This window comes from Agrobacterium sp. 16-172Ci (genome assembly GCF_053522725.1).
The window spans coordinates 35,251-48,276 of the sequence record NZ_JBNWBW010000025.1 but is presented as its reverse complement, the minus strand read 5'-3'; the positions used below and the strand labels follow the sequence as shown (position 1 = coordinate 48,276).

General features: G+C 62.4%; 11 protein-coding genes. All 11 read right to left on the bottom strand.

What is annotated here, in order from left to right:
- Positions 1 to 64: 64 nt before the first annotated feature.
- Complete coding sequence (locus ACQZ40_RS19930; RefSeq protein WP_174056869.1) at positions 65 to 1,630, bottom strand: LysM peptidoglycan-binding domain-containing M23 family metallopeptidase; 1,566 nt, start codon at positions 1,628 to 1,630, stop codon at positions 65 to 67.
- A gap of 345 nt (positions 1,631 to 1,975) precedes the next feature.
- On the bottom strand, positions 1,976 to 2,629 hold the full coding sequence (locus ACQZ40_RS19925; RefSeq protein WP_003522731.1) for a protein-L-isoaspartate(D-aspartate) O-methyltransferase: 654 nt from the start codon (positions 2,627 to 2,629) through the stop codon (positions 1,976 to 1,978).
- On the bottom strand, positions 2,626 to 3,396 hold the full coding sequence (gene surE, locus ACQZ40_RS19920; protein ID WP_003522730.1) for a 5'/3'-nucleotidase SurE: 771 nt from the start codon (positions 3,394 to 3,396) through the stop codon (positions 2,626 to 2,628). The genes ACQZ40_RS19925 and surE overlap by 4 nt, the downstream gene beginning before the upstream one ends.
- Positions 3,397 to 3,604: 208 nt before the next feature.
- Entirely contained in the window at positions 3,605 to 4,888 is a 1,284-nt protein-coding gene (gene serS / locus ACQZ40_RS19915) for a serine--tRNA ligase (RefSeq protein WP_448748540.1), read from the bottom strand.
- Between the two features lie 101 nt (positions 4,889 to 4,989).
- Complete coding sequence (gene tatC / locus ACQZ40_RS19910) at positions 4,990 to 5,793, bottom strand: twin-arginine translocase subunit TatC (RefSeq protein ID WP_065655994.1); 804 nt, start codon at positions 5,791 to 5,793, stop codon at positions 4,990 to 4,992.
- A complete protein-coding gene (gene tatB / locus ACQZ40_RS19905; RefSeq protein WP_448748539.1) occupies positions 5,790 to 6,554 on the bottom strand; it encodes a Sec-independent protein translocase protein TatB in 765 nt (254 codons plus the stop codon). Before tatB ends, tatC begins: the two co-directional genes overlap by 4 nt.
- A 157-nt stretch (positions 6,555 to 6,711) precedes the next feature.
- Positions 6,712 to 6,918 carry a twin-arginine translocase TatA/TatE family subunit gene (locus ACQZ40_RS19900; protein ID WP_003509722.1) on the bottom strand — a complete coding sequence of 69 codons (207 nt, stop codon included), beginning with the start codon at positions 6,916 to 6,918 and terminating at the stop codon, positions 6,712 to 6,714.
- A 128-nt stretch (positions 6,919 to 7,046) separates the two neighbouring features.
- Positions 7,047 to 7,781 carry an SMC-Scp complex subunit ScpB gene (scpB, locus tag ACQZ40_RS19895; protein WP_125146669.1) on the bottom strand — a complete coding sequence of 245 codons (735 nt, stop codon included), beginning with the start codon at positions 7,779 to 7,781 and terminating at the stop codon, positions 7,047 to 7,049.
- On the bottom strand, positions 7,771 to 8,619 hold the full coding sequence (locus ACQZ40_RS19890) for a segregation and condensation protein A (RefSeq protein WP_003522723.1): 849 nt from the start codon (positions 8,617 to 8,619) through the stop codon (positions 7,771 to 7,773). Before ACQZ40_RS19890 ends, scpB begins: the two co-directional genes overlap by 11 nt.
- Positions 8,620 to 8,677: 58 nt before the next feature.
- Positions 8,678 to 9,694, bottom strand: a complete 1,017-nt coding sequence (nagZ, locus tag ACQZ40_RS19885) for a beta-N-acetylhexosaminidase (RefSeq protein ID WP_448748538.1) — start codon at positions 9,692 to 9,694, stop codon at positions 8,678 to 8,680.
- Between the two features lie 247 nt (positions 9,695 to 9,941).
- The gene (locus tag ACQZ40_RS19880; protein ID WP_448748537.1) at positions 9,942 to 12,971 is read right to left on the bottom strand and encodes an SPOR domain-containing protein; all 3,030 of its coding nucleotides are present in this window, start codon (positions 12,969 to 12,971) and stop codon (positions 9,942 to 9,944) included.
- Positions 12,972 to 13,026: the final 55 nt, after the last annotated feature.

The window sequence follows — 13,026 nt, the reverse complement described above, 5'->3', positions numbered from 1 at the left end:
CACCCCAAAAAAATGAAAAAGCCGGGCTCTTCACCCGGCTTCATCATTCCTTGAGACGCAATACCTATTCAAGGAAACTGGAGGGGTTCACCGGCGTCGCATCCTTGCGAACTTCGAAGTGAACCTGCGGACGCTTGGCGCTGCCCGTCATGCCCGATGTGGCGATGGTCTGGCCGCGCTGGACCTTCTGTCCGCGCTGCACGTCGAGATTGGCGGCGTTGCCGTAAACGGTGACCTTGCCGTCGTCATGGCGGACGAGAACCGTGTTGCCGAGCTGCTTCAGGCCGTTGCCTGCATAGATGACCACGCCGTTTTCGGCAGCCTTGATCGGCGTGCCTTCCGGAACGGAGATGTTGATGCCATCGTTGCGGCTGCCTTCGACATTGTCGCCGAAATTGTTGATGACCGCGCCGCGAACCGGCCAGCGATATTTGCCGATGCCCGTGGATTCCGGTGCGACGGAAGCCATGTCGGCCTTTTTCTCGATATCGCTGACACTGGCGGTGGCCGGTGTGGCAGGCGCAGTCGGAGCTGCGGCAGCAGCCGGTGCCTTGTAGGGCTCAGGCTTGGCAGATGCGGTTTCGACCGGCTTGGCCGCTTCCTTGGCGGGAACGGAAGCCGTCTTGATGGCATCCGTCGAAGCGCCGGGCATGTTGAGCGTCTGGCCGACGCGGATGCTTTCGTTGCTGAGACCGTTTGCCGCCTTGAGGGCAGCGACCGACACGCCGTTTTCGCGGGCGATCTTCGCCAGGCTATCGCCCGGCTGAACCTTGTAGCCACCGGTCGGCGGCAGCGGCTTGCCGCCGGGAGGCGTCAGCTTGCCGGTTTCGGAGGAAACCTTGTCACGGGCGGCGGCCTGCGACGGCAGCACGGCCACATTCCCTTCAGGACTACGCAGCGGTGTCGGCTGGTCGCCATTGCGGTTGAGAGCGATATCGCCGGCCGCGTCCTTGGCGGCATTGCGGACCTGACCGAACTTCGGAATGAGGATCGACTGGCCGGCCTGCGCCGAAGATGCGGTCTTCAGACCGTTGACGCGCAGCAGTTCCTTTTCCGGAACGCCGTAGCGGTTGGAGAGGGTCGCGATGCTTTCGCCGGGACGCAAGGTCACGGAGGAAGCGCCGTCGGTGTGCCAGCCGTTCTTGTCGGAACGAACGGTTGCGGTGGTCAGATTGTCGGTGACGGGAGCGGCAGCCTGCCGGGCGGGCGCTGCAAGAGACGGTGCGGCCTTGGGCTGAGCGGACGGGAAAGGCTGGGCCATGGCTTCGTTGCGGGTCGACGGATCGCGGCTTGCCACCGCCGTCGGCGCCGACAGCTCGGAACGCTGCACCGGAGAGGCCGAAGCCGAGCGGGCCGTGGAAGGCTGAACGCCGCCATAACCACCCGATTGCGGGTAGGAATTGCCCGCCATGTTCTGGTTGGCATAACCGCCCTGCGGTGCGGCAGAGGCGTAACCGCCATTCATGTCGCCCTGCGGAACCGGGGCCTGCCCGTAAGCACCGCCGCCCTGACGGGCAGGAATTGACGCCGTGGTCATCTGATCCGGTCCACTGGAAAAGAGGCCGCTGAACCGCGTTGCATCCGAGCTACAGCCCGTTGCGACGCTTGCCAGCAATGCCGCTGCGAACATTTTTGCGACTGATTTTCCGATTTTAGACGAATGTCTCATACGCATGACTCGATCTACACTGACGCCAACCCGCCGCATCGAGACCGATCCGGCACAAATTTCACTTCTTGCAAGGCCCATTTCCCGAGGTGGGGAAAACCATGCGTCGATGTTTATGATTAAAGCGCGTTAGTGTTACCACGCCGTTAAAACGTTAAGCCGTTCAGCGCTTTTTTGACACTTCGATAACCATGACGAAAACCGGATGCGTCATGTTGATACAATAATGATATTGAAAATCAGATAGTTGCGACAATTCAGAACATTAGGAGACAAAAATAGAATGTCTCCAAAATTTTCATTTTGTCACAAATGACGCGCAATATGAGTGCTGAGCGGCAGGTAAGGCGCCTCGAACAGCTCTTCCTTCTCGAAGCGGCTGCCAGTCTTGGAGAAGCGCGTCATCACGCAACGCTCGTCTTCGAGAATGATCGGCGCGATCATCATGCCGCCCGAAACGATCTGTTCGGCAAAGAAGCGGGGCATGGTGGTGAAGGCGGCGGTGGAGACGATGCGGTCGAAGGTACCCTCGCCCACCAGACCGTTGCTGCCATCCGCCTGACGAATGACGACATTGCGGATGGAGAGATCGTCGAGACAGTTCTGCGCCTGCTGCACCAGCGTCTTGTAACGCTCCAGCGAAAAGACGCGCTCCACCCGGCGAGCGATGATCGCGGTCATGAAACCGCTGCCCGTGCCGATTTCCAGCACGCGCTGGCCGGGTTTCAGCTGCAGCCGGGCAAGGATCTTCACCGCCATGTCGGCGCCTTCCATGAAGGCGCCGCAGTCGATCGGGATCGTGCGGCTGGAATAGGCGTCCGCCGCAAATTGCGGCGGCACGAATTTGGAGCGCGGCGTCTGCTCGACCGCCGTCAGAAGGTCGAGATCGGAAATTCCCTCGCCCCTTAAGCGGAGAACGAGAGCGGCAAAACCTTCCTTTTCGACCATTGCGGATTTCAATCGGCGACTCCGAATCCAAGTGCTTGCGCAACCCGATCCTTCACCGTGTAGTCCGTCAGGTCAAGCTTAAGCGGTGTGACGGAAATCTTGCCATGTTTCAAAGCGTGGATATCGGTGCCTTCGCGGAAGGTGCCGAGACGCTCGCCGAAGCGCAGCCAGTAATAGGGAAAACCGCGGCCATCCTGGCGTTCTTCCACCGTCAGGCCGAAATCGAGCTTGCCCTGCCCGGTCACGGAAACGCCCTGCACATCCTTGGGAGCGCAATTGGGGAAATTGAGATTGAGGAAGGTGCCATCGGGCAGTTCCACATTCATCAGCTTGCGCAGGAGGTCCGGCGCATAAGTCTCGGCCACTTCCCACGGCACGACGCGGCCATCGGCGTGGCTGAAGGCCTGGCTGAGTGCAAAGGAGCGCACGCCCTGCAGCGTGCCTTCGATGGCGCCGGCAATGGTGCCGGAATAGGTCACGTCATCGGCCATGTTGGCGCCGGCATTGACGCCGGAGAGCACGAGATCGGGCTTTTCCGGCAGGACTTCGCGAATGCCCATGATGACGCAATCGGTCGGCGTGCCGCGCAGCGCGAAATGCTTGTCGGATACTTTTCGCAGACGCAGCGGTTCGGACAAGGTCAGCGAGTGCGCAAGACCGCTCTGGTCGGTCTCCGGCGCGACGATCCAGACATCGTCGGACAGCGTGCGGGCGATACGCTCCAGCACTGCCAGACCTTCGGCGTGAATACCGTCGTCATTGGTCAGCAAAATCCGCATGTTTCTCTCTCCGCTGCTGTATCCCACTATGAGGACACAATGATTTCTCTCACAGAAGCACCCCCACGACCGTCATTCCGGCCTTGAGCCGGAATCCAGTCGACGCGCGTCTGCGCGGCGGGAAGAGTCTTTTTCAGCCCAAGGACTTGGGCTGGCTGGATTCCGGCTCAAGGCCGGAATGACGGCCGCGCCCTTAGAAGACGAACAATCAGGCCGCCTTCTCGATGCGCTTCAGACCGCCCATATAGGGCAGCAGCACGTCTGGAATTGTGACGGAACCGTCCTCGTTCAGATAATTTTCGAGAACCGCGATCAGGCAGCGGCCGACAGCCGTGCCGGAGCCGTTCAGCGTGTGCACGAACTTCGTCGCCTTGTCGTCCTTGCCGCGATAACGCGCATTCATGCGCCGCGCCTGGAAATCGCCGCAGACCGAGCAGGACGAAATTTCGCGATAGGTGTTTTGGCCAGGCAGCCACACTTCCAGATCGTAGGTCTTGCGGGCGCTGAAGCCCATGTCGCCGGTGCAGAGCGTCATGGTGCGGAAATGCAGGCCAAGGCGCTTCAGCACTTCCTCGGCGCAGGCCGTCATGCGCTCATGTTCGGCAACGGCGCTTTCCGCATCGGTAATGGAGACGAGTTCGCACTTCCAGAACTGGTGCTGGCGCAGCATGCCGCGCGTGTCGCGGCCGGCCGAGCCCGCCTCCGAACGGAAGGACGGCGTCAGCGCGGTGAAGCGCAGCGGCAGCTTCTCCTGGTCGAGAATTTCGCCGGAGACGAGATTGGTCAGCGTCACTTCCGCCGTCGGGATCAGCCAGCGGCCATCCGTGGTCCTGAACAGATCCTCGGTAAACTTCGGCAATTGGCCGGTGCCGAACATCGCCTCGTCGCGCACCATCAGCGGCGAGGACACTTCGGTATAACCGTGTTCGCCCGTGTGCAGGTCGATCATGAATTGGCCGAGCGCCCGTTCCAGACGCGCGAGCTGGCTGGTCAGCACGGTAAAACGTGCACCGGAAAGCTTGGCGGCGCGCTCGAAATCCATATAGCCGAGCGCTTCGCCGATATCGAAGTGTTCCCTGGCCTCATGGTTCCAGCCGGGCTTCTGGCCGACCACGCGGGTCACCACATTGTCATGCTCGTCATTGCCGTCGGGCACGTCGTCGAAGGGCATGTTGGGCAGGCGCGACAGTGCATCGTTGAGCTCGGCGGTGACCTGACGGTCCTCCTCCTCCGCGCGCGGCATGTTGTCCTTGAGATCGGCGACTTCGGCTTTAAGCGTTTCTGCAAGCTCCATGTTCTTCTGCGCCATGGCGGCGCCGATTTCCTTGGAGGCGGCATTGCGGCGCGACTGCATATCCTGCAGGGACTGGATGACGGAACGGCGCTTTTCATCGAGCGCGATCAGGCCGCTGGCGGCGGGCTCAGCACCTCGGCGCGCAAGCGCCGCATCGAAAGCTTCGGGGTTTTCGCGTATCCATTTAATGTCGTGCATCGTCGTTCCAGACCGTTGTTGCATCGTCGCGTTTTACAGCAAAACGCCGGGCATAAGCCCGGCGCGAGGAAATGTCGTGAGCGGCGAGACCTTCAAGAATGTCAGGTCTCCTCCAGCTCCGTGCTTGCGGATTCTGCCGCACGTTTCCTCTCCACGAGTCGAGCCATGTAGATGGAAATCTCGTAGAGAATGATCGCAGGCAGCGCAAGACCGATCTGGGACATGGGATCCGGCGGCGTCAGCACGGCGGCGACCACGAAGGCGAGGACGATCGCAAACTTACGCTTTTCCCGCAGCCAGTCGCTGGTCAAAAGCCCAACGCGCGCCAGAAGCGTGGTCACGACAGGCAGCTGGAACACCAGACCGAAGGAGAGAACCAGCGTCATGATGAGGCTGAGATATTCCGATACCTTCGGCATCAGCGAAATCGCCACCTCGCCGTCCTCGGGCAATTGCTGCATGGCGAGGAAGAACCACATGACCATGGGCGTGAAGAAGAAATAGACGAGCGCCGCACCGATGAGGAAAAGGATCGGCGACGCGATGAGGAACGGCAGGAAAGCCGCCCGTTCGTTCTTGTAGAGCCCGGGTGCCACGAATTTATAGAGCTGCGAGGCGACCACCGGAAACGAGATCACCATCGCGCCGAACATGGCGACCTTGATCTGCGTGAAGAAGAATTCCTGCGGCGCGGTATAGATCAGCGACGATTTCGTGACATCGAGACCCGCCCAGAGAACCGCCCATTTGTAAGGAATGACGAGCAGGTTGAACAGGTGCTTGGCGACGGCGAAACAGGCGATGAAGGCGACGAAGAACGCGCCGAGCGCCCAGATCAGCCGCGTGCGCAACTCCATGAGATGCTCGATAAGCGGCTGCGGCTTGTCCTCGATATCCCCGCTCATGCTTCATCCTTTTTGGGCTTTGCGGCCTTGGTTTTTGCCGTTTTCGCCGGCTTGGTCTCGGCCACGACCGCCTTGTCTGCGGCCGACTTCCTGACGGCAGCCTTTTTGGCGACGGCCTTCACGGTGGGATTGGAAACGGCGGGCTCACCGGTTTTCGCGGCGGTTTTCGCGGCAGTTTTAACGACCGGGGCGGTTTCGGGCGTTGCCGCTGCGGCCTTGCTGCGGGCGGCGCGTTTGGGCTTGGCGGCAACCGCTTCGGCCTCCACGGTCGCAATCGATTTCGCCCGCGCGCGCTTCGGCTTCTCCTCCGCAGCGACGGCTGCGGCGACCGGCGCGGCGGATGCGGCGACAACAGGCGGCGCATCCGGCAGCTTCATCTCCGGCTCGGGCACGCTCACCAGCGGCGCAACCGGCTCGCTTGTGACGGGCGCTTGGGTGGAAGACAGGCCGTCCGGCGGGGTGGTCGCCTTCTGCAGATCGGACTTGATCTCATTGCCAAGCTGGCGAAGCGGGTTCATCGCATCGCGCAGCGAATTGGTGGGGTTGAGATTGCGGACATCGGAGATGGTCTGGCGCACATCGTCCATGTCGGCCTCTTTGAGGGCCTCGTCGAACTGGGTGCGGAAATCCCCCGCCATCTTGCGAAGGCCGGCCATCGTCTTGCCGAAAGCGCGGATCATGGGCGGCAAGTCCTTCGGCCCGACGACCACGATCAACACGACCGCAATCACCAGAAGCTCGCTCCAGCCGATATCTAACATCAATATGCTCCCGAGACCCTAGCGCATCGGCCCCGAAAATCGGAATCGATTTTCGACCGGAACGATGCGCAACATACAAGTGGTAGAGCGTCCTTGTGCGTCCGAAAGAACGCACGGCGCTCTAGCGCCAGTCCCACACCAAGCGGCGACAGGCCGCTTACTTGATCTCGTCAGCCTTGTGGTCGACGGTCTTCGTGTTGGCATCGGCCGGCGGCGGCGTCTGGTCTTCGTCAGCCATGCCCTTCTTGAAGCTCTTGATGCCCTTTGCGACATCGCCCATCAATTCCGGGATCTTGCCGCGTCCGAAGAGGACGAGAACGATCACCAGCACGATGAGCCAATGCCACACACTAAAAGAACCCATAACTGAAACTCCTGAATTTCGCTTTCAGACGATGTAAGACGTTTGAAAGGCTTTTTCAAACGACAAATCGCCGCTTCGACAGCGAGTGCGCATAAAGTTTTCGTGGCCCCGCCAACAGGATGGCGATATCAGTCGTCGCCATCGCCCCCGCCAGGCGCAAGCAGGCCCAGTTCCTCGAGATCGAGCTGCGTGATCGGGTCTTCGTCCTCGCGCAATTCGTCGCTCATCATCGGCAGAGGAACGCCGAAATTGGAGGGAATGCGGCCCGAAAGCAGCCCTGCCCCCTTCAGCTCCTCGAGGCCCGGCAGATCGCGCAATTCCTCAAGGCCGAAATGGTCGAGAAACTCCACCGTGGTGCCGATCGTCACCGGCCTGCCGGGGGTACGCCTGCGGCCACGGAACCTGACCCAGCCCGCCTCCATCAGCACATCGAGCGTGCCGCGCGAGGTCTGCACGCCGCGGATTTCCTCGATTTCGGCGCGTGTCACCGGTTGATGATATGCGATAATCGCCAGAACTTCCAGCGCCGCGCGCGACAGCTTCTTCGGCTCCTTTTCCTCGGCGCGGATGACGAAGGAAAGATCGCCGGCGGTGCGGAAGGCCCATTGCCCGCCCACCTGCACGAGATTGACGCCCCGCTCCGCATAAAGAACCTTGAGATGCTGCAGAATGGCGACGACATCCATGCCGCGCGGCAGGCGCTCGGCGATGAAGGCCACGGAAACCGGCTCGGACGAGGCAAAGACCAGGGCCTCGGCGATCCGCTCGGCCTCCTTCAACTGGCGCTCGGAAAATACCGTGGGCTCGGGCTCGGCCCCGTCGGCCGCGATGGTGACCTCGGCGGTTTCATCGTCATTCATCATTGTCAGTCCTTTCGGCATTCACCGCACGGTCGTCTCGTCCACCCTTACGCATATAAATGGGCTGGAAAGCGCCCTCCTGCCGGATTTGCAGCGAGCCCTCGCGCACCAGCTCCAGCGACGCGGCAAAGGCGCTGGCAATCGCCGTCACCCGCATGGCGGGATCGGGCACATATTGCAGCAGATACTGATCGAGCACGGTCCATTCCCCGACATCGCCGAGGAGGTGGGTCAGAAGCTCACGCGCCTCGACAAGCGACCAGACCTGCCGTTTTTCAATGGTGACCTGGGTAATCGCCTGCCGCTGCCGCAGGTTGGCATAGGCGCTCAGGAGATCGTAGAGGTTCGCCTCATAGGCCGAGCGGTTGATATGGGGAATATGCTCCGGCGCGCCACGGGCAAAAACGTCGCGGCCGAGCTGGGCGCGGTTGACCAGGCGTTCCGCCGCCTCGCGCATCGCCTCCAGGCGTTTCAGCCGGAAGGCCAGCGTCGCGGCCATTTCCTCGCCCGAGGGACCGTCATCCTTCGATTGCTGCGGAATGAGGAGCTTGGATTTGAGGAAGGCGAGCCACGCCGCCATGACGAGATAATCGGCCGCAAGCTCGATGCGCACGCGCCGCGCGCTTTCCACGAATTGCAGATATTGTTCGGCAAGCGCCAGCACAGAAATGCGCGACAGATCGACCTTCTGCGTGCGGGCAAGATGCAGCAGCAGATCGAGCGGGCCTTCGAAACCCGCGACATCGATGACCAGCCCAGCCTCACCCGTCAACCGCTCCGGCGTTACATCCTGCCAGAGCTTGTCCATCGGTGTTGAATTGCGAGACTTGTCTGCGGCCATTGTTCCATCCGCCGGGCGTCCGGCCTGTCGTCCCGAGTAACGGGCCGCCGCCCGACTGTCAGGAAACGGCCCACATGGCGTTGAATTCGGCTCTCAGCTCCGCTTCGTCGGAAGGGTCCGCAACGGGGAAACCCGCTTCCACGGCCCGCACCCGCTCCAGCGAACGACCTGAAAGAACGGGAACCTCCTTCACGACCTGAAGCATTTCACCCATCACACCGTTGCAATGCAAGACTATATCGCAGCCGCCCGCAACAATATTCGCAGCTCTTTCACCGAGCGTGCCCTTCAGCGCATTCATGGAACTGTCGTCGGACATCAGCAGGCCGTCAAAGCCGATGCGGCCGCGAATGATTTCCTCGATGACCTTCGGCGAGGTCGTCGCCGGCCGCTCGCGGTCGATGGCGTTGAACACCAGATGCGCGCTCATCGCCATCAATTCGCGGTTCAGCGCCCGGAACGGTACGAAATCGTGGGCGTCCAGCTCATCGAGCGGCACATCGACGACCGGCAGTTCATGGTGCGAATCCACCATGCCGCGGCCATGGCCCGGCATATGTTTCATGACAGGCAGCATGCCGCCCGCCTTCAGCCCGTCGGCCGCCGCCTGCCCCATCTCGGCCACCATTGTCGGCGTGTAGCCATAGGCGCGATTACCGATGACATTACTGGCGCCTTCCACCGGCACATCAAGCACCGGCAGGCAATCGACATTTATGCCGAATTTCATCAGGTCAAACGCGTGCAGGCGCGACATCAGCCAGGCGGCGCGCAGACCCGCCCCCCGGTCACGCTCATAGATTTCACCGAGAATGCGGGCGTTTGGATAGGCCTGCAGGATCGGCGGCTTGATACGCTGCACGCGCCCGCCCTCCTGATCGATCAGCACCGGCGCATCTGGCCGCCCGACAGCATCGCGCATGGCGGCGACGAGATCGGTGATCTGCTGCGGCTCGCCAATATTGCGCCCGAACAGGATGAAGCCCCAGGGCTGCTCATCGCGGTAAAGGGCAATCTCGTCGGCAGTCAGCGAAAGCCCGCTGCATCCGAGGATCATAGCTTTGCAATCGGTCATGGTGTCACGCTCGCAGGAAATGGAATGGGAAATGGCCTTGTACCGAAAGGCGTGGGGAGGAGTGTCAAACTCTCCGCCGTCATGCTCGGGCCTGTCCCGAGCATCTGCAACCGACCGGCTGGCGAAACGTTGGCAGATCCTCGGCACAAGGCCGAGGATGACGTCGCGTGCGGAGAAAACCCTTCCCCACCTAAAGAAGGGTTGCCTTAGACGGCAACCCCAATCTTACGAGCCGTATTGGCCTCTATCACCGCGCCACGAGGCAGCTACCGCCGGCCGAGCGGAACTTTTCGCACAGCGCCACGGCTTCGTTCTTGTCACCCGCCGGGATGCGGACGCGGTAGAACGTGCCCTTGCCAGCGATTTCGGCGGCCTTGATGTCGACGCCGCGTCCACCGATGACCGAGCCGAACTTGGCCGACATGTTCTGGTAGGACTTCTGGGCTTCCGCCTGGCTCGGCAGCGAGGCGATCTGGATGTAATAGCCACCGGCAGACGGCGTGCTGGTCGCTGCAGGCGTCGCGGCTGCCGTCTGCTGCTGCGCGGCCTGCGGCTGCGCCGGAGCGGTCGCAGGGCGGACATTGCCCTGGTTGGTCACCGTTGCCACCACATTGGCGGGCTGCGAGGACGGACGCGCCGCTGGAAGCGGTGCTGCCGACTGCGCTGCCGGCTTGGCGGCGGCGGCAGGCGTATTTGCCTGGGGCTGAGCCTGTTCCGGCGCAACCGGAACCCGCGATGCGGCGATGACGGCGGGAGCGCCCTCACCCGGCTTTGCGGTCTGCGGTGCTGCAAGCTCCTCGACCTTGTCGGCCTTCGGCGGCTGGGCTGCCGGTACCTCGACTTCCTGGGCAACCAGCGTGCCGTCAGGCTTGACGATCATGGTGCGGACCTTGCGCGGCGAAACGCCGGTTGCAGCCGAACCTTCGCTCTGCGCGGCCTTTTCTTCCGGCGAAAGCAGGCGCGGATCTTCCGTTTCACCAACCGGCGTGCCGGCGGCTTCCATATCCGCGTCGTTTTCGCCTTCAAGCGGCAATTGTTCGGGGATCAGCGTACGCTGAACCACATCCACCGGCTGCTCGTTGCTGGAAATCAGTGCCGGCTGCTTCGGATCGGCAGCGCTGCCGCCAGCCACGCGGTCATAAACCGCCTTGTCCTGGTTCGGCACAACGCGACCGCCCGGATTTTCCGGCACGACCTTCATCGGATCGTTGTCGGCGGAGATGATGACCGGCGCGCCATTGGAACCGGTGCTGGACGAACCGCCGGAGACCAGCGCGTAAACGCCGCCACCGATCAGCACCAGACCGATTGCGGCGGCAACCGGCATGATCCAGCGGCGACCGCCGCGTTCATCTTCCTCACGATAGGCCGCCTGATGGTCGACATAGGTGTTTTCGGCATCGCGCTGGGCGCTGCCACGGGAAGCCGCAGCCTCCTGCATGGAGCGGCGGAAATCCTCTTCCAGCGCCCGTTCGAATTCATCGGCCTCTTCCGGAGCCTGCGCGGGACGCGCCTGGGCGGCGCCACGGTTTTCCGCGTGCTTATGACGGTCGAGACCGCCGGCAACCGCGGGCGCAAACAGCGTCGCAAGCTCGGTATCGATATCGAGATCTTCCTCGTGGCGGCGCGCGGCCGGCTTGGGTTCGAAAACCCCGACCGGCAGTTCCGGCACATCCATCTCGACGATGTTTTCCGGATGTTCTTCCGTCTCGCCGATCTGGGAAGGATCGAAAGGCAGGCTTTCCAGCGTCTGCGGCGCGGCCGGCTGCGGTGCTGCGGCGGCCGGACGCGGCTGAACCGCAGCAGCGGCCACGGGTGCGGCAACGGCAACGGGAGCCGGGCGCGGTTGAGGTGCCGGCTGTTCCCTCACCGGCTGCGGCGCAACGGCAGCAGCGGCAACCGGAGCGGCCGGCGGCTGACGAACGGGCTGCGGTGCGGGCGTAGGCGCAACTTCCGCCTCGGCAATTTCAGACAGGTCCAGATCAAGATCGAGATCGTCGAGCGCAAGCTCGAAATCATCGTCGTTGAAGCCAGCGAAATCCGTGAAATCAAGTTCTTCAGCGGGTGCTGCGGGCGCGGCAGCGACAATCGGCGCTGCCTTCACCGGCGCGGCGGCAACCACGGGCGGCTCCACCTTCGCGGCCTGCGCAGCGGGAACGTCCTGCACCAGCGGTGTTTCGCCGCGACCGGGAATGGAATATTTCGCGACGTCGTAAATCAGCTCGTCCATCGGCGAGAGATGTTTCGCTGCCGGCTTCTCGGCAGCCTCGAACGCCAGAGGCTCTGCGGCAGGCGCAAAGGTCTCGGCGACCGGAGGCATAAAGGACGGCGCGGTCTCTTCCGCCTTCACGACGGCAGGCGCTGGAACGGGCTCCACCTGCGGCTCGATACGGGCTGCGGCAGGCTGCTGCTCGGAACGCGGCTCGACCCGCTTCGGATCGGCGGCCGAAACATCCCGGCGCGCGCCGAAATTGGCGAGCGGCAGCCGCAGGCTGGAAAATTCCAGCGAAGAACGGCCGCCATGCGATGGCGGACGCACGGAAACCGGTGCGGGCGCCTCCTCGGCGACAGCTATTTCCACCTCATCGGCGAGATCGAAAGCCTGCGGCTCCGGCGCATAGGAATGAATATCGGCGTGAATGTTGCCCGAAACATCGGCCGGAAGCTCCGGCATCGTGTGCCATTCCGGCTCTGCGGGTTCTGCGGCCTGCGGCTCTTCCCATGCCACCTGCTGGGCGGCGGGCTGGTAAACCATCGGCTCGGCGGGGCGCGACTGGCGCGAATGCACATCGAAAACTTCCGCCACCGCGGAGGCATCGTCGCGGAAATCCGCGCGAATGTCCTGCGTGGTCGTTTCGACGTAGTTGTGAATATAGGCCTGATCGACTTCCGGAAGCGGCTCTTCGATCACCTCCGGTGCGGATGCGGCCACGGGCGCAGGTTCATCCGCCGGCGCAAGCTCTGGCTCGCGGCGGGCGAAAACCGATTCGACACGCTGCATGAAATCTTTGGGGTGGATGCCCGCACGAACATCGTTTGCCGGATCAAGAACGACCGGATCGGCGTGCGGTGCGTCGTAAACCTCGAATTCCCTCAGAAGCTCATCTTCGAGATTGAATTCGGGTTCGCGGCGGGTCCCCGATGGCTGAGCCTCGGAACCCGCATGCGAAGGACGATCTTCGAAGCCGACGATACGCGCCAGTTCTGCCAGAGGATCGTTGTCAGCGAACCCTTCGGACCGGGCGTCCCGGTTATACGCGACATTTTTTTCGACCATTACGTGTTCCACCATCTACGCATTGCAGCTCTTGCCAGCGTATTGTGAGCAAATA

Bases quoted from the DNA above. Each gene is read 5' to 3' on its own strand.
- serS (WP_448748540.1), bottom strand. From the start codon at position 4,888: ATGCACGACATTAAATGGATACGCGAAAACCCCGAAGCTTTCGATGCG.
- nagZ (WP_448748538.1), bottom strand. From the start codon at position 9,694: ATGACCGATTGCAAAGCTATGATCCTCGGATGCAGCGGGCTTTCGCTG.
- scpB (WP_125146669.1), bottom strand. From the start codon at position 7,781: ATGATGAATGACGATGAAACCGCCGAGGTCACCATCGCGGCCGACGGG.
- ACQZ40_RS19900 (WP_003509722.1), bottom strand. From the start codon at position 6,918: ATGGGTTCTTTTAGTGTGTGGCATTGGCTCATCGTGCTGGTGATCGTT.
- tatC (WP_065655994.1), bottom strand. From the start codon at position 5,793: ATGAGCGGGGATATCGAGGACAAGCCGCAGCCGCTTATCGAGCATCTC.
- ACQZ40_RS19880 (WP_448748537.1), bottom strand. From the start codon at position 12,971: ATGGTCGAAAAAAATGTCGCGTATAACCGGGACGCCCGGTCCGAAGGG.
- surE (WP_003522730.1), bottom strand. From the start codon at position 3,396: ATGCGGATTTTGCTGACCAATGACGACGGTATTCACGCCGAAGGTCTG.
- tatB (WP_448748539.1), bottom strand. From the start codon at position 6,554: ATGTTAGATATCGGCTGGAGCGAGCTTCTGGTGATTGCGGTCGTGTTG.
- ACQZ40_RS19930 (WP_174056869.1), bottom strand. From the start codon at position 1,630: ATGTTCGCAGCGGCATTGCTGGCAAGCGTCGCAACGGGCTGTAGCTCG.
- ACQZ40_RS19890 (WP_003522723.1), bottom strand. From the start codon at position 8,619: ATGGCCGCAGACAAGTCTCGCAATTCAACACCGATGGACAAGCTCTGG.